This window comes from Kribbella sp. NPDC104740 (genome assembly GCF_055583505.1).
Window position 1 is genome coordinate 498278 of sequence record NZ_JBVJNV010000002.1, and the last position, 15062, is coordinate 513339.

Annotated in this window: 19 protein-coding genes; 12 read left to right on the forward strand and 7 right to left on the reverse strand. The window is 70.9% G+C overall.

Annotated features, from left to right (window positions below):
• Positions 1–96: 96 nt before the first annotated feature.
• Both ACZ6Z4_RS11925 and ACZ6Z4_RS11930 read right to left on the reverse strand, forming a co-directional pair.
• Entirely contained in the window at positions 97–1056 is a 960-nt protein-coding gene (locus ACZ6Z4_RS11925) for a serine hydrolase domain-containing protein (protein WP_465563749.1), read from the reverse strand.
• A 67-nt stretch (positions 1057–1123) separates the two neighbouring features.
• Positions 1124–1591, reverse strand: a complete 468-nt coding sequence (locus tag ACZ6Z4_RS11930; protein ID WP_465561803.1) for an SRPBCC family protein — start codon at positions 1589–1591, stop codon at positions 1124–1126.
• Between the two features lie 149 nt (positions 1592–1740).
• On the opposite strand from ACZ6Z4_RS11930, the gene ACZ6Z4_RS11935 reads away from it, so the two are divergent.
• The 5 genes from ACZ6Z4_RS11935 (at position 1741) to ACZ6Z4_RS11955 (ending at position 5224) form a co-directional block, all read left to right on the forward strand.
• Positions 1741–2478, forward strand: a complete 738-nt coding sequence (locus ACZ6Z4_RS11935) for a GAF and ANTAR domain-containing protein (RefSeq protein WP_465561805.1) — start codon at positions 1741–1743, stop codon at positions 2476–2478.
• Positions 2475–2813, forward strand: a complete 339-nt coding sequence (locus ACZ6Z4_RS11940; protein ID WP_465561807.1) for an STAS domain-containing protein — start codon at positions 2475–2477, stop codon at positions 2811–2813. The genes ACZ6Z4_RS11935 and ACZ6Z4_RS11940 overlap by 4 nt, the downstream gene beginning before the upstream one ends.
• Positions 2814–2900: 87 nt before the next feature.
• The gene (locus tag ACZ6Z4_RS11945; protein WP_465561809.1) at positions 2901–3209 is read left to right on the forward strand and encodes a hypothetical protein; all 309 of its coding nucleotides are present in this window, start codon (positions 2901–2903) and stop codon (positions 3207–3209) included.
• A gap of 42 nt (positions 3210–3251) precedes the next feature.
• Positions 3252–4055 carry an alpha/beta fold hydrolase gene (locus ACZ6Z4_RS11950; RefSeq protein WP_465561811.1) on the forward strand — a complete coding sequence of 268 codons (804 nt, stop codon included), beginning with the start codon at positions 3252–3254 and terminating at the stop codon, positions 4053–4055.
• Complete coding sequence (locus ACZ6Z4_RS11955) at positions 4052–5224, forward strand: PP2C family protein-serine/threonine phosphatase (RefSeq protein WP_465561813.1); 1173 nt, start codon at positions 4052–4054, stop codon at positions 5222–5224. The genes ACZ6Z4_RS11950 and ACZ6Z4_RS11955 overlap by 4 nt, the downstream gene beginning before the upstream one ends.
• A gap of 57 nt (positions 5225–5281) precedes the next feature.
• Here ACZ6Z4_RS11955 and ACZ6Z4_RS11960 read toward each other — a convergent pair whose 3' ends face one another.
• The 3 genes from ACZ6Z4_RS11960 to ACZ6Z4_RS11970 all read right to left on the reverse strand — a co-directional run bounded on the left by ACZ6Z4_RS11960 (position 5282) and on the right by ACZ6Z4_RS11970 (position 6851).
• The gene (locus ACZ6Z4_RS11960; protein WP_465561815.1) at positions 5282–5602 is read right to left on the reverse strand and encodes a hypothetical protein; all 321 of its coding nucleotides are present in this window, start codon (positions 5600–5602) and stop codon (positions 5282–5284) included.
• Between the two features lie 44 nt (positions 5603–5646).
• Positions 5647–6465, reverse strand: a complete 819-nt coding sequence (locus tag ACZ6Z4_RS11965) for an NADPH-dependent oxidoreductase (RefSeq protein WP_465561817.1) — start codon at positions 6463–6465, stop codon at positions 5647–5649.
• Between the two features lie 92 nt (positions 6466–6557).
• Entirely contained in the window at positions 6558–6851 is a 294-nt protein-coding gene (locus ACZ6Z4_RS11970; RefSeq protein ID WP_465561819.1) for an aldo/keto reductase, read from the reverse strand.
• A gap of 101 nt (positions 6852–6952) precedes the next feature.
• Here ACZ6Z4_RS11970 and ACZ6Z4_RS11975 point away from each other — a divergent pair, with 101 nt between their 5' ends.
• Both ACZ6Z4_RS11975 and ACZ6Z4_RS11980 read left to right on the forward strand, forming a co-directional pair.
• Complete coding sequence (locus ACZ6Z4_RS11975) at positions 6953–7534, forward strand: NAD-dependent epimerase/dehydratase family protein (RefSeq protein WP_465561821.1); 582 nt, start codon at positions 6953–6955, stop codon at positions 7532–7534.
• 8 nt (positions 7535–7542) lie between these two features.
• Positions 7543–8772 (forward strand): MFS transporter, encoded by a 1230-nt coding sequence (locus ACZ6Z4_RS11980; RefSeq protein ID WP_465561823.1) that lies wholly within the window; start codon positions 7543–7545, stop codon positions 8770–8772.
• Here the strand turns inward: ACZ6Z4_RS11980 and ACZ6Z4_RS11985 are convergent.
• Together ACZ6Z4_RS11985 and ACZ6Z4_RS11990 are read right to left on the reverse strand one after the other, a co-directional pair.
• Positions 8769–10031, reverse strand: a complete 1263-nt coding sequence (locus tag ACZ6Z4_RS11985; protein WP_465561826.1) for a winged helix-turn-helix domain-containing protein — start codon at positions 10029–10031, stop codon at positions 8769–8771. The genes ACZ6Z4_RS11980 and ACZ6Z4_RS11985 overlap by 4 nt on opposite strands.
• A gap of 9 nt (positions 10032–10040) precedes the next feature.
• On the reverse strand, positions 10041–10517 hold the full coding sequence (locus ACZ6Z4_RS11990; RefSeq protein WP_465561828.1) for a MarR family winged helix-turn-helix transcriptional regulator: 477 nt from the start codon (positions 10515–10517) through the stop codon (positions 10041–10043).
• A gap of 85 nt (positions 10518–10602) precedes the next feature.
• Between ACZ6Z4_RS11990 and ACZ6Z4_RS11995 the strand changes: the two genes are divergently transcribed.
• From ACZ6Z4_RS11995 to ACZ6Z4_RS12015, 5 genes are all read left to right on the forward strand, one after another.
• Positions 10603–11646 (forward strand): LLM class flavin-dependent oxidoreductase, encoded by a 1044-nt coding sequence (locus tag ACZ6Z4_RS11995; protein WP_465561830.1) that lies wholly within the window; start codon positions 10603–10605, stop codon positions 11644–11646.
• 29 nt (positions 11647–11675) lie between these two features.
• Complete coding sequence (locus ACZ6Z4_RS12000) at positions 11676–12728, forward strand: LLM class flavin-dependent oxidoreductase (RefSeq protein WP_465561833.1); 1053 nt, start codon at positions 11676–11678, stop codon at positions 12726–12728.
• Positions 12725–13411 (forward strand): NADPH-dependent F420 reductase, encoded by a 687-nt coding sequence (locus ACZ6Z4_RS12005; RefSeq protein WP_465561835.1) that lies wholly within the window; start codon positions 12725–12727, stop codon positions 13409–13411. Before ACZ6Z4_RS12000 ends, ACZ6Z4_RS12005 begins: the two co-directional genes overlap by 4 nt.
• Positions 13412–13460: 49 nt before the next feature.
• On the forward strand, positions 13461–13913 hold the full coding sequence (locus tag ACZ6Z4_RS12010; protein ID WP_465561837.1) for a nitroreductase family deazaflavin-dependent oxidoreductase: 453 nt from the start codon (positions 13461–13463) through the stop codon (positions 13911–13913).
• A gap of 91 nt (positions 13914–14004) precedes the next feature.
• Positions 14005–15045, forward strand: a complete 1041-nt coding sequence (locus ACZ6Z4_RS12015) for a heavy-metal-associated domain-containing protein (protein WP_465561839.1) — start codon at positions 14005–14007, stop codon at positions 15043–15045.
• The last annotated feature ends 17 nt before the right edge of the window (positions 15046–15062 follow it).

Below are 15062 nucleotides of genomic sequence, written 5' to 3' on the forward strand. Positions count from 1 at the left end.
TGCCCCCGGCGGGGGCCTGGTCCGCACACGCTCGCCGCCGCACCCGAAACCGGCAAACCCGTTGCAGGTTCCTGCAACGCACCAGCCGAGCAGGGCTCAGCCGAGCAGCGCCGCCAGCAGCGGAGCTGTATCTGGTTCCTCGCCGTGGGCTCCGGCGTGGGCGAGCGTGACCTGCCGGGTGAGGTCAGGTGCGTGGTAGCTGATGGTGCGATAGCCGAAGATCCCGCCGGTGTGGCCCCACAGGACCTGGCCGTCGGGCAGAGTCTCGCGCGCGATGCCCAGGCCGTACGCCGAACCGTCGCCAGTGGGCACGGCGGTGAGCATCTCGTCCAGGGCTTCCGCGTCGAGCAGTTCGCCGCCGAGCAGCGCCGAGTAGAAGCGGTTCAGGTCGGCCGCCGTGGACATCAGCTCACCGGCGGCCCACGCCTGGGAGACGTTCACCCGGGCGACGTCCACCAGGTCGCCGTCGACCTCCAGGTAAGCGTGCAGACCGGGCGCGGGAAGCTCCAGGTCGTCGCCGGGGAGACGGGTGTGCTCCAAGCCGAGCGGCTCGAGGATCCGGTCGTGCACAAGATCGGCGTACGGGCGGCCGGTGACCGCTTCGATCAGCAGGCCGAGGGCGATGTAGTTGGTGTTCGAGTAGGACCACTCCTCGGCGACGCGGGGCTTTCCCACCACGCGAGCCAGCGTCTCCCGAGGGTCCCAGTGGTCGAAGCGGCCCTCGACGATTCCTGCCACGTCCGGGAGGTCGTCGGTGTAGCTGTAGAGGCGACTCGTGTGGTTCAGCAACTGCCTCACCGACACGTCCGCCGGCAACCAGTCCGCTGCCGGGCCGTCGAGTCGTACCAGTCCTTCGGAAGCCAACTGCAGTACGACGGCCGCGGTGAAGGTCTTCGTGATGCTTCCGGCTCGGAACCAGCTCGACGGGTCCACAGGTTGCCCACCCGCCCGTTCGCCCACCCCGCTGCTGCCGGCCCACTCCCCCTCGGGCCCGCGCCAATGCAGCAGTACGCCCGAAGCGCCGTCAGCCACCAAACCGTCGAGTACCCGCTGCAGCTTCTCGACCCGGGGAGGTTACCCGCGACCCAGCACCGACGGTGGGTGAATACCAAGCCCCGGGCACCTACTCCCGCGGCTGCTTCTCCGGGCTCTCCACCGTCGCCTTGATCCCGGCCAGCGTCCGCTCCAAGCCCTCGTCGATCGACGGCCCCTCCACGTTCGCCGTGTGCAACCGCACCGTCAACCGCGCCGTCCCGTCCGCCACGAAGTCCACGTCCAGCTCCCCGTGGTACTCGTGCGGCCCCGGCGCCGACCACCGGATCTTCCGGCCCTCCTCGACGATCTCCAGCTCCGCCTCGCTCCGCACCTCACGCGCCGAGTCGCCTTCCACCGCAGCCACCTCGACCCGCTCATGGACCGCCTCCCCCGGAAGCCTCGCCTCCGCACCCTGCGATTCCACCGACGGCTCCTCCAGCCGATGGGCCGAGGTCATCTGCGGCAAGTACTCCGGCAGCCGCTCGACATCCGACAGGTAGTCGAACAGCACGTTCGGCGCGACATCCACCACGGTCGACGCCTCGTAGTCACCCATCGAACCGGTCCTTCCCTCCGAGAAGTGCTGACCCGTCGCCGGTTCCCGCGCCGAACCACCGGAAACAGCGCCCAACGCGCCGGTAACGACTCGGGACCATCACCCGGAGTTATGTGGCGCGAAGGGAGCGGCCGTGCATCATATGGGGCATGACTGAGCACGCTTCGGCCCCGGCGGTGGACCAGCAGGTCCTGCAGGAGGCTCTCGACGGACCGGAGCCGCTGCTCGCCACGGTGTTCGCGCAACTGGCTGTAGAGCTCCACGACGCCGACGGTGTCGACGAAACGGTCGACGCCGTCGTCCAGTTCGCGCTCCAGGCCGAGGCCTGCACGTACGCCGGGGTGGTGCTGACCGCGCACGGCGGCTGGGAGATCGGTGCCGTCACCGACCAGCTGGTCACGCAGATCTACCAGGAGCAGATCGACTCCGGCGAAGGCCCGCTCGTCGCGGCCCTCACCGGCGGCACCACCGTGTACGTCGCCGACGTCGCGACCGAGACCCGCTGGCCCGCCTGGAGCCGCCGGCTCACGTCGTACGGCGTGGGCTCGGTGCTGCACGTCCCGATGTGGGCCGCCGAGCAACTGGTCGGCGTACTGAGTCTCTACAACGGCAACCCCGACGCCTTCTCCGCCGACGACGAGGCGATCGCGCACATCCTGGCCCGGCACGCGTCGGTCGCGGTCGCCGCGGCACGCGATGGCGAGACCATGACGGCGGCGGTCGACGCCCGCAAGCTGGTCGGGCAGGCGATGGGGATCCTGATGGAGCGCTTCGACCTGGACGAGGGCCGCGCGTTCGAGATCCTGAAGCGCTACTCGCAGGACACCAACACCAAGCTCCGGGACGTCGCCCAGCAGCTGATCGACACCCGTAAACTTCCCCAGTGAGCGATTTCCAGCTGCTGACGGTCAGCACCGAGGACCGCGGGACCGATGTGGTCGTGACGGTCTCCGGCGAGCTCGACTTCGGTACGACGAACGACCTGCTGGCCGCGGGCGAACCCGTGGTCTCCGCGGGCCGATCGCTGATCCTGGACCTGAGCGGCCTCTCGTTCTGCGACTCCAGCGGCCTCGGCGCGCTGGTCCAGCTGCACCGCGCGGCCGATGCCGCGGGCGGCTCGCTGACCCTCGCGGCGCTGCAGCCGCGGGTCGGGTCCGTGCTCCGGGTGACGATGCTGCACAAGCTGCTGACCGTCGTCGACCAGGTCCCGGCCGGCTCGTGACGGATCCGTCGTAGACCGGATGCGTACGACAACCTTGCTGTGGGCACCTAGGAGGGCGAGCGCAGACCAGCCTGGAGGACGACGCCCGTGACGGATCCGTACGCCGAGATCAACGGTCACCAGGTGGTCGACCTGCACCGGGTCACCGCGCAGGGCCGGTTCTCCGCCGGCCCGGTCTGCATCCGCTGCGACATGCACTTCGCGGACCGCCTGGAGATCGAGCACACGGCCTGCCCGGTCCCGTTCCAGACCGGCAACCACGACCTGCTGGTCGACCCCGACGACGGGCTGCTCTACTGCACCCGCTGCCCGCTGGTCGCGTACGACCTCGCCGACGCCGCCGGTGAGGAGCCCTGCCCGGGTCCCCTGTACGACAAGCAGCGCGGGCGCCGGTAAGCCGTCCCGGCGAGACCTGGCCCCGGCTGCGAAGATGTCCGGGTGGACACACTGCGCCGGAACAACGTCACCATCACCGGGAACCCCGACGGCCGGACGGTCCTGCTCGCGCACGGCTTCGGCTGCGACCAGAACATGTGGCGCCTGACCGTCCCCGCGCTCACCGACGACTACCGGGTCGCCCTGTTCGACTACATCGGCTCCGGCCAGTCCGACCCGACCGCCTTCGACGAGCACCGCTACTCCAGCCTCGAGGGCTACGCCGACGACGTGGTCGAGGTCTGTACGGCGCTCGACCTGCACGACGCGGTCTTCGTCGGGCACTCGGTCAGCGCGATGATCGGCGTCCTGGCCGCCCGCAAGGCGCCGGAGCGGATCGGCGCGCTGGTGATGGTCGCGCCGTCGCCGCACTACCTGAACGACGGCGACTACCGCGGCGGTTTCGGCCGTGACGACATCGACGAGCTGCTCGCCTCGCTGGAGTCCAACTACCTCGGCTGGTCGTCGGCGATGGCACCGGTGATCATGGGCAACGCCGACCGTCCCGAGCTCGGCGAGGAGCTGACGACGAGCTTCTGCGCGACCGACCCGGCGATGGCGCGGGTGTTCGCCCGGACGACGTTCCTGTCGGACTCGCGCGAGGACCTGGCCTCGGTGCGGGTGCCGACGCTGATCCTGGAGGCGACCGAGGACGTGATCGCGCCGCGCGAGGTCGGGGCGTACACGCACGCCGCCGTCGCCGGCTCGACCCTCGTCACGCTGGACGCGACCGGCCACTGCCCGCACCTGTCCGCGCCGGAGGCGACCAACCTCGCGATCACCGGCTTCCTCGCGGGCCTGAGGTGAGCCAGGGCGACAGCGCCGAGGAGGTCTACGAGTCCGCGCCGAGCGGTCAGGTGTCGACGGCGATGGACGGCACGATCGTGATGATCAACGCGACCCTGCTCGGCTGGCTCGGGCTGCAGCGTGACGAGGTGGTCGGCCGGAAGCGCTTCACCGACCTGCTGACGATCGGCGGCCGGCTGTACCACGAGACGCACCTCGCACCGCTGCTGCGGATGCAGGGCGAGGTCAGCGGCGTCGCCCTCGAGCTCAAGCAGACCGACGGCGGCCGCCTCCCGGTCCTGGTCTCGTCGATCGTCAAGTACGACGACAACGGCGAATCGGCGCTGATCCGTACGACGGTCTTCGACGCGCAGATCCGCCGGGCGTACGAGGAGGAGCTGCTGAGAGGCCGCAAGCTGGCCGAGGAGGCCCAGCGCCAGGCCGAAGCCGATCGCGCTCAGCTCCAGGACGCGCTGGCCGTTCTCCAGCAATCCCTGCTCCCCGCGCAGCTCCCCGACATTCCCGGCGTCGAGACCGCGGCGTACTACCACACCGCCTCCGCGATCCAGCTCGGCGGCGACTTCTACGACGTCTTCGCCGTCGACCGGGAACGCTGGGGCTTCTTCCTCGGCGACGTCTGCGGCAAGGGCCCGGCCGCCGCGGCCGTCACCTCGCTCGCCCGCTACACCCTGCGCGCCGCCGCGCTGCACGATCCCGGCTCCGCGCTCGCGACGCTCAACGCCGTCCTCAACGAGCGCTTCGCGACCGGCGACCCGCGGTACTGCACCGCCGTCTTCGGCACGCTGACCCGCGACCCCGGCACCGGCCAGGTCGAGATCGAGTTCGCCTCCGGCGGACACCCGCCGCCGCTGCTGATCTGCGCCGACGGCACCGCCGGGTTCCTCCCGAGCGCCGACGGCACGCTGATCGGCATCCTCCCGACCGGCGAGTTCCCCCCGACCCGCCTGCGCCTGCAACCCGGCGACACGCTCCTGCTCTACACCGACGGCCTCACCGAGGCCCGCGTCGACGGCGACTTCTACGGCGAGCAGGCCCTGCGCAACCTCGCCGTCCAGTACGCCGGTACGCCGGCCAGCGAGCTGGTCAAAGCCCTCTCCGACCTGCTCACCAGCTTCGGCGAACCGCTCGCCGACGACACCGCCCTACTCGCGATCAGCGCGAAGCGCTAGCCCGTCGCTCCACGAGGACCGCACCCCGCCCTGCTGACGAGGCGAGCGCTGAGTGGGTCACTCCACCACCGCTGGGCTGAGCTCCGCCACCGCTGGACTGAGCTCGGCCGCCATCCCGCGGGCGGCGGCCAGCTCCAGCGCCTCGCGCGCCGGAGCCGTCATCCAGCGCAGCGGCTGGTCCAGCACCCGGGCCACGGTCGACTCCTCCAGGTGCAGGATCTCCGACACCCGGCGCAGCGCGTCCGGCTCATCGGTTGCCGAGTACAACAGATGGATCACCTCGTGCCGGTGCGCGTAGACGCTCAGCGTCGCCGCCGCGAGCCCGGGATCGACCGTGTCCGGCCGAACCTCCTCAACACTGTCCCCGTGAGTCTTCATGCCCTGACAACGCGCCAGTGGTCCCCTCCGTCACGCAAGCGCTCTCACCGAAGCTGGAACCCCTTCACCCGGAGCGCCTCGCGCAGGTGCTCGCGGCCCTTCAGCCCGGCCACGCTCCCGAACCGCGAGGCCACCCGCCGGACCCAGCTCATCGGCAGCCCGGCCGCGGCGTAGTACTCGTTCAGCACCTCCTCGTACGCGTCCACGTGCGCGGCCTGCGGCTCCAGCGCGTACCGCTCGTGGTGCAGCACGGCCTCCTGCGGGAGCCGCGGCTTGACCGTCGTCTCGGCGTACCGGTCGGGGTAGCCGACGGTCAGCCCGAAGACCGGGAACACGTTCGCCGGCAGCTCCAGCTCGGCCGCGACCTCGAGCGGCCGGTTCCGGATCGCACCGACGAACACCGTGCCGAGCCCGAGCGACTCCGCGGCCAGCGCCGCGTTCTGGGCCGCGAGCGCGACGTCGACGAAGCCGAGCAGCGCCGCCTCGACGAAGTCCGCCCCCTCCGACGACGCCTGCCCGATCTGCTCCGTCACGTGCCGGGCGCGGGCCAGGTCCGCGAGCCACACCAGCAGCAGCGGCGCCTCCGCGATGAAGTCCTGCTCCCCCGCGAGCTCGGCCAGCCGCGTACGACGCGCTTCCTCCCGTACGGCGACCACGCTCCACAGCTGCAGGTTGCCCGACGTCGGCGCCGACTGCGCCGCCGCGATCAGCGCCGTCAGCGTCTCGTCCGAGACCGGGTCCGGCCGGTAGCTCCGCACCGACCGGTGCGCGAGCTGCTGCGCGAGCACCTCGGTCCACACGGCCGACGAGGTCTCCTCCGAGCCGTAACGCAGCCGGTAGGAAGCTTCAGGGGAAAGGGTCACGAACGCCTCCACAGATCAGGACCGCTGGCCGGTGCCGTGCACACCATGCTCGTCGATCAGCGCCAACTCGGCATCGGTCAGCGGCGGGAAGCTCAGCGCCGCGAGGTTGTGGTCGAGCTGATGACAGGAACGCGCTGTTCGCCGCCCGGGCGCCTTCGGGGATCGTGCCGTCGAGGTACTTGCCGGTCAGCAGCCCCTGCGCCAATGGGCTGTAGGCAACCAATCCGAACCGTCTCCGGGTCGGGCCGGTGGTGGTAGGAGACGTCGACGTACTCGGTCCCGAGATCGCGCAGGCTGTGGTCGAGCGAGCTGAGCATCGACTTGCGCGACCCGCCCTTGGCGTACGGCCCGGGCGCGATCGGGCTGCCGGCCTTGGTGGTGATCACCGGCTCGTCGTCAACGAATCTACTGGCTTGACCGAGGCATAGTCAGGTCGTACATTGATTTGGACATCAAATATCCAGAATAGAACGAAGGGCTGTCTGCGATGAGGATTTTTCTGGCCGGAGCATCCGGTGTGATCGGGCAGCGGCTGGTCCCGCTGCTGGTCGGGGCCGGGCACGTGGTCGGCGCGATGACCCGCTCGGCGGGCAAGGCGGAGCTGCTGCGCGAGCTCGGTGCGGAGCCGATCGTCTGTGACGTGTTCGACCGCGAGGAGCTGATCCGGGCGGTCAAGGAGTTCCGGCCGGACGTCGTCCTGAACGAGCTGACCGACCTGCCCGACGACCTGGCCGACATCGCCGCGCACGACGCGCTGAACGCGCGGATCCGGACCGAGGGCAACCAGAACCTGCTCGAGGCCGCCCGGCAGAGCGGGTCGCCGAAGGTCCTGGCCCAGACCGTCGCCTGGCAGCTGGCCGACGGCCCGGACGCGCGGGCCGTCGCCGAGCTGGAGGCGTCGGTGCTCGCCGAGGGCGGCGTCGTCCTCAGCTACGGCCAGTTCTACGGCCCCGGCACCTACAACCCCGAGAAGGTTCCCGCCGAGCCGCGGGTCCATCTCGACCGCGCCGCCGAACTGACGGTGAAGGCCCTGGACGCGCCGTCCGGCGTCGTCCTGATCACCGACTAGGAGCTTCCGTGTCCACCTCGACCCAGTCCCCCGTCGTCCAGCGCCGCTGGACCCTGCCCGCCGGCGTCGCGCTGGCGGGCGTGGCGATCACGTTCACGAGCCTGAACCTCGCGGCCGGATCGCTCACCCCGATGCTCGTCGAGTACCGGGACCGGTGGAACTTCGCACCGCAGCTGCTCACCCTCGCGTTCGCGGTCTACGCGGCCGGCTTCCTGGCCGCCGTCCTCACGGTCGGCTCACTGTCCGACCATCTCGGCCGGCGGCCGGTCCTGCTCGGCGCGCTCGTCGTCCAGGTGGTGTCGAACCTGCTGTTCCTGTTCGCCCAGGACGTCGCGTGGGTGATCGCCGGCCGGACCGTCCAGGGCGTCGCCGCCGGTGCGGCGACCACCGCGTTCACCGCCGCGCTGGTCGAGATCGCCCCGGCGCACCGCAAGCGGCCCGGCGTGATCCTGGGCAGCGCGGGGCTGACCGGCGGCCTCGGTTTCGGCTCCTTGCTGGCCGGGCTCGCGATCCAGCTGACCCCTGAGGCCAACACGGTGATCTTCGTCGTGCTCACCGCCCTGACCGTGCTCGGCTTCGGGGTCGTCGCCCTCTCCCCCGAGACGGTACGCCGTACGCCGGGAGCGCTGCGCTCGATGATCCCGCGGATCTCCTTCCCCGCGGCCACCCGCGCGGAGTTCGCCGCCTCGGCGCCCGTCGTCGCCGCGGTCTGGATGCTGGCCGGCCTGTCCGGCGGGCTCGCGCCGAGCATGGTGCGCAGCGTCTTCCACATCGACAGCGGCCTGATGAACGGCGTCGCCGGGTTCGTCCCGCAGACCGCGTCGTTCCTGATCGGCTTCGCGCTCGGCAAGGTCGACGCCCGGCGCGCGATGACGATCGGCATCTACGCCTCGGTCGTCGGCGCGGCCGCGATCGTCACCGGCGTCCTCGCGGGCAGCCTCGCGGTGATGATCATCGGTCAGGCGCTGGCGGGCATCGGCTTCGGCGCCTCGTTCACCGCGGCCCTCGCGCTGGTCTTCCCGCTCGCCGCCCCGCACCAGCGTGCGGGTGTCGTCGGCGGCATCTACCTGGTCGCGTACGTCGGCCTCGGCGTACCGGTCGTCATCGCCGGCCGGCTCACCGCGACGCTCGGCGAGATCCCGACCGTCACCTGGTACACCGCCGCCGCGATCCTGCTCTCCCTGATCAGCCTCGCGGGCCAGTACCGAATCAAGTACGCGAGGGCCGCCACCGCTTAACCCAGAACCCCCGACAACGCCTTCCCCAACGGCCCGCCGGCTGTCACCTGGATGCGCTCCAGGTTCAGCCAGCGGGCCATCAGTCGCAGCTCGGCGGCCAGCGGCTCGACTGCCTCAGTCACGTCCGAAGTCACCGTCGGCACCACGAGGGTCGCGTTGCGCCGGTCGGCCTTCAGGTCCACCCGAGCGACGAGTTGGTCGCCGAGCAGGAACGGCAGCACGTAGTACCCGTGGATCCGTTGCGGCTCCGGGGTGTAGATGCTGATCCGGTAGCGGAAGCCGAAGAGGCGTTCGGTGCGGTCGCGGTTCCAGATCAGGGTGTCGAACGGCGAGAGCAACGCGCGAGCGTCGATCGACCGGTCCTCGGCGTCCCTCCACAGGTAGCTCTGCTGCTTCACGCCGTCGACCTGCACGGGCACGAGATCGCCGGCGTCGACCAGCTCGCCGACCACCGTCCGAGCGGTTGCCGCTGGCAACGGATAGTGGCCCTTGGTCGCACCGCACAGCTCCCCCGCCGTCATCACCCCGAGCGACCGCGCAGCGATCCGCACGAGCTCTCGCCGCGCCTCGTCCTCCTCGACCATCGAGACCTCGGGCAGCACCCGCTCGGCGACGTCGTACAACCGCTCGAAGTGCCGCCGCCCCGCGATCGCCACCGTCCCGCTCGCGAACAGGTACTCGATCGCGATCTTCGCGTCCTGCCAGTTCCACATCCGCCCGGTCGACGGGTCCGGGTCCGGATCGCTCCGCTGCCGGCGTACGCCGTCCCGGTCGGCCTCCCCCGCCGTGATCGGCCCATCAGCGGCGACCATCGCCAGCACCTGGTCGACCAGCCCCGGCCGCTCGACCTCCAGCCGCCGCATCCCCACCACCACCGACCACGGCACCTGCAGCTCCGGATGCAACGGCTGGTCCCACACCTGCCGCGAGACCACCTCCATCCGCCACCGCACCAGCGGGTACGACGCGACAGGCAGCAGCGCCGCCTTGTGCCCCCAGAAGTACTCGAACAGCTCCCCACCACCCCAGCACATCCAGTCCAGCCGCTCCCGCGAGTAGTCCCCCAGCCGCGAGAACAACGGCAGGTAGTGCGACCGGCACAACACGTTCACCGAGTCGAGCTGCAGCACCCCGATCCGCTCGACCGCCCGCCGCAGCTCCCGCACCCCAACCCGCGCAGGCCGCGCCGCTCCGAACCCCTGCGCCCCCAGCGCGACCCGCCGCGCCGCGTCCACCGCTACCGCCGGGCCGATCGCCATGCACCGAATCTACTCAGTCACATGCTCCAACCGCCCACGCAACGCCTCCGCCAGCTCCCCCGCCGCCTCCAACTGCTCCGGGGTCAGCGCATCCACGAACAGCTCCCGGATCGCCCGCAGATGCGGCACCGTCGCACCCCGAAACGCGCTCTCGCCAGTAGAGGTCAGTACGACGTCCGCCCCACGACTGTCCTCCGCACACTCCTCCCGCCGGATCAGCTCCCGCCGTTCCATCCGCCCGAGATGGTGCGACAGCCGGCTCCGCTCCCAGCCGATCCGCTGCGCCAGGTCGGACGGCCGCAGCCGGTTCCCGGCCGCCTCGGACAGCGCCAGCAGTACGGCGTAGTCGCCGCGTGACAGCCCCGACTCGTCCTGCAGCTGAGCGCCGAGCCGGGCCCGCAGCGCGTCGGCGGTCTCGATGAAGTCCCGCCAGATCCGCAGCTCGGCACTGGTGGGAAGAATTCGCCGGGACCCCGTGTTACTCATCTCGAACCTCCTGGTTGACGCGTCAACTCGACGATATGATTGACATGTCAACCCCAAGGGGCCGACGACGGACGAGGTGACAGTGATGAGCGGTTTCGAGCTGGGACTCGACTCCTTCGGTGAAGTGGCGACCGACAACGGACGGATCATGTCCGACGCCGAGACGCTGCGACTGTTGGTCGAGGAGGCACAGCTGGCCGAATCGGTCGGGCTGGACGCCTTCAATCTCGGCGAGCACTACCGCGAGGGCCACAACGACTCCGCGACGCCGGTGCTGCTGGCGGCCGCCGCGTCCGCGACCAGCAAGATCGCGCTCGGGACGTCGGTCACGGTGCTCAGCACCAACGACCCGGTTCGGCTCTACCACGAGTTCTCGACCCTGGACGCGGTCTCCAACGGCCGCGCCCAGATCGTGCTCGGCCGGGCCTCCGCGATCGAGTCGTTCCCGCTCTTCGGGTACGACCTGGCGGAGTACGAGCAGCTCTTCGAGGAGAAGCTCGAGCTGTTCGTGCGGCTGCAGCGCGAGGAGAAGGTCACCTGGTCCGGCACCGTCCGGGCGCCGCTGACCGGCCAGACCCTGCACCCGCGGATGCGCCCCGGCGGCATCCCGACCTGGATCGGCGTCGGCGGCACGCCCAACTCCGTGCTCCGCGCCGCCCGGTACGGCCTGCCGTTGATGATGGCGATCATCGGCGGCCGCCCGCAGCGCTTCGCCGGCAACGTCGCCCTGTACGAGCGCGCGCTCGACGACCTCGGTCAGCCCCGGCTCCCGATCGGTCAGCACTCGCTCGGCATGGTCGCCGAGACCGACGCCGAAGCCGTCGAGACCTGGTGGCGCTACTGGCAGCCCGTGGTCGAGAACCTCGCCCGCGAACGCGGCTTCTACGCGCCCACCAAGGACCGCTACCTCGCCGAGGTCGACGAGGGCGCGCTGTTCGTCGGCTCCCCGGAGACCGTCGCGCAGAAGATCGCCACCATGGCCCGCGACCTGCACCTGACCCGCTTCGACCTCAAGTACGACGTGATGTTCCTGCCCCGGGACGCCCGGGCCCGCACCATCGAGCTGCTCGGCCGCGAGGTCGCCCCGCGGGTCCGCGAGCTGCTCGCCGCCCAACCCACCGCCGCCTGAAACCCAACCCAGCAAGGAGCGCAGTACCCGTGACAGATCTCGAGTTCGGACTCGACACCTTCGGCGACGTCCCGCAGGACGCCGACGGCAAGCCGGTCTCGCACGCCGTGGCGATCCGCCAGGTGGTCGAGGAGGCCGTCGTGGCCGACCAGCTCGGCGTCGACGTGATCGCCCTCGGCGAGCACCACCGGCCGGAGTACTCGGTCTCCTCGCCGGAGACCGTGCTCGCGGGCATCGCCACCAGGACCGAGCGGATCCGGCTGGCCTCCGGTGTGACCGTGCTCAGCTCCGACGACCCGGTCCGCGTCTTCCAGCGGTTCGCGACCGTCGACGCGCTGTCCAACGGGCGCGCCGAGGTGATCCTCGGCCGCGGCTCGTTCACCGAGTCGTTCCCGCTGTTCGGCTACGACCTGGCCGACTACGACGTCCTGTTCGAGGAGAAGGCGGACCTGTTCGTCAAGCTGCTCGACGAGAAGCCGGTCACCTGGTCCGGTACGACGCGGCCGGCGCTGACCGATGCCGACGTGTTCCCCAAGACCGAGTCCGGGCGGCTGAAGACCTGGATCGGCGTCGGCGGTTCGCCGCAGTCGGTGATCCGGACCGCGCACCACGGGCTGCCGCTGATGCTCGCGATCATCGGTGGCCAGCCGGAGCGGTTCGCGCCGTACATCGACCTGTACCGGCGGGCCGCCGCGGAGTTCGGCACCACGGCGTACCCGGTCGGCATGCACTCACCGGGTTTCGTTGCCGACACCGACGAGGAGGCCCGCGAGATCTACTGGCCGCACTACAAGGTGATCCGGGACCGGATCGGGCAGCAGCGCGGCTGGCCGCCGATCAAGCGCCAGGAGTACCTGGCCGAGATCGAGTACGGCTCGCTCTACATCGGCTCGCCGGACACCGTCGCGGCCAAGATCGCCCGTGCGGTGAGCGCGGTCGGCGTCGGGCGCTTCGACCTGATCTACACCAGCGGCACCCAGCCGATCGGCGCGCGGATGCGCGCGGTCGAGCTGTTCGGCGGCAAGGTGATCCCGCAGGTCCGCGAGCGGCTGGCCGAGCTGACACCGGCGGAGCAGGCATGACCGCCGTCGGCGTGCACACCATCGGGATCCTCGGCGCCGGCAAGGTCGGGACCGTGCTCGGCCGGCTGGCCGTTGCCGCGGGCTACAAAGTGCTGATCGCCGGTTCCGGTGCCGCGAGCAAGATCGCGCTCACCGTCGAGATCCTCGTCCCCGGCGCCGTCGCCACCACAGCGGTGGAGGCGGCGGCCCAGGCCGACCTCGTCGTCCTGGCGCTGCCGCTCGGCAAGTACCAGGCGCTCCCGGTCGACCAGCTGCGCGGCAAGCTGGTCGTCGACGCGATGAACTACTGGTGGGAGATCGACGGCCACCGCGCCGACCTCACCGACCCGCGGACGTCGTCCAGCGAGCTCGTCGCCGCCTTCCTCGACGGCGCCCGCGTCGTCAAAGGCTTCAACCACATGGGCTACCACGACCTCGACGAGGGCTCCCGCCCGTCCGGTACGCCGGGCCGCAAGGCGATCGCGGTCGCCGGGGACGACCCGTCGGACGTCGCCGTGGTCGCGGAACTGGTCGACGACCTGGGCTTCGACGCCGTGGTGCTCGCCGAACTGGCGGCCGGCGTACGGCTGCAGCCGCGGGCCGAGGCCTTCGGCGCGAACGTCGGCGCCGACGAGCTGCGCGGGATGATCGACCGCTTCCCCGGCAGCGAGCTGGGGCAGGAGATCGCCGCCGCGCGCAGGTGATCAGGAATCGAGAAGCGGCCCCGGGTGCGTGACCTCTAGCGTCGTCGGCATGACTCAGCAGGTGGAACGCAAGCCGGGTACGCCGCGACGCTTCTCGCGCTGGCTGCAGCGCACGATGGGTGCGCGGGCCGCGCGCAAGATCCGCGACGGCAAGGGCCAGATGATGGGCATGGACGTACTCGTGCTCAACACCGTCGGACGGCGAAGCGGCGAGCCGCGGGCGACCGCGCTGGCCTGGTTTCCTGACGGCGACGCGTGGCTCGTGGTCGCGTCCGGCGGCGGCAGTCAGCACCCGGACTGGCACGCGAACCTGACGGCGCACCCGGACCAGGTCACGGTCGAGTTCGCGGGCCGGCCCGCCGTACCGGTGTCTGCCGAGCGGCTCGGCAAAGCGGAGCGCGCGGAAGCGTGGAAGCAGATCGCGGAGGCTCAGCCGCGGATCGCGAAGTACCAGGAGAAGTCGGAGCGCGAGTACCCGGTCATTCGGCTCACCCGGCGGTGAGGCACCTGCCGGCCTGACCGGCGGACACGCGGTGTGACCAGCGAGGCCGAGCCCTCCCCGGGAGAATGAAGCGAGTCCCCGGGGAGGCGATGTGACCGACTACAACCGCGCGGCAGCCGCCCAGATCCTCGCCGACGGGTTCGCCGCCTGGACACCCGTCCTCGACGAGCCGACGCCGTGGACCGCCACCCCGGAGATCACCGGCCTCTCCCCAAACGGCAGCCTGACCACCGCCCAGCGCGCGTACCTCGACACCCCGGTCGCCACCAGCGCGACCCATCGCCTGACCTGGCACGACAGCACCGGCGTACTGAACGTCGCGCACTGCAGCGCCCTCGGCCCGATCGTCCCTGTCGTCGCCCGCGAGACCACCCTCGCCCTCCGCAGGGCGCTCCCCGAATCAACTCCGCTCGACCCGGACGACCACCGCGTGATGGCCGCGACCACCACCGACGTCGACCCCCGCGAGATCCTCGCCATCGGATTCGAGACCACCGCCCGCGCCCTGGTCCAGCACGCCTGTCTCGCCGCGCCCAACGACACCCCGGCAATCTTCGCCGAGGCCCTCCGCGACTCCGGCATCTTCCAGGTCGTCGCCAACACCTGGTACTGGGGTCTGCAGTCGTCGACCTTCCGCCGCGGCATGATCCCGGTCGCGCTCGAACGCACCGCCGCCGGCGCGATCCGCTACACCGCCGAGTCGACGACCGTCCTCCGCGCCCTCAAAGCAGAAGCGATCGCCGCCGCCGACCTCCCGCAGTACGCACACCTCCCCGCCGGCGAGACCCCCAGATGCCTCGCCAACATGACCACCACCCACCCGGCCCTGCTCCCGGGCCTGGTCGACCTCTTCGTCGACACCTTCGTCACCCTGCTCGGCACAGTCACCGTAGGACAGGAGCCCACCACCATGACCCTTCCCGACGACGTCGTGTTCGAGGTCCCCGACATGACCTGCTCACACTGCACGAACACGATCTCCGGCGTCCTCCAGACCCACGGTGTCACCGGCTCGACCATCGACCTCGACACCAAGCGAGTCACCGCCGCCTTCCCCACCCCGGAAGTCCAGGAGACCTGCTTCGCCGCGATCCGCGACCACGGCTACACCGTCGTACAGTCGGCCGGATAGCCACGCGCGAGGACACG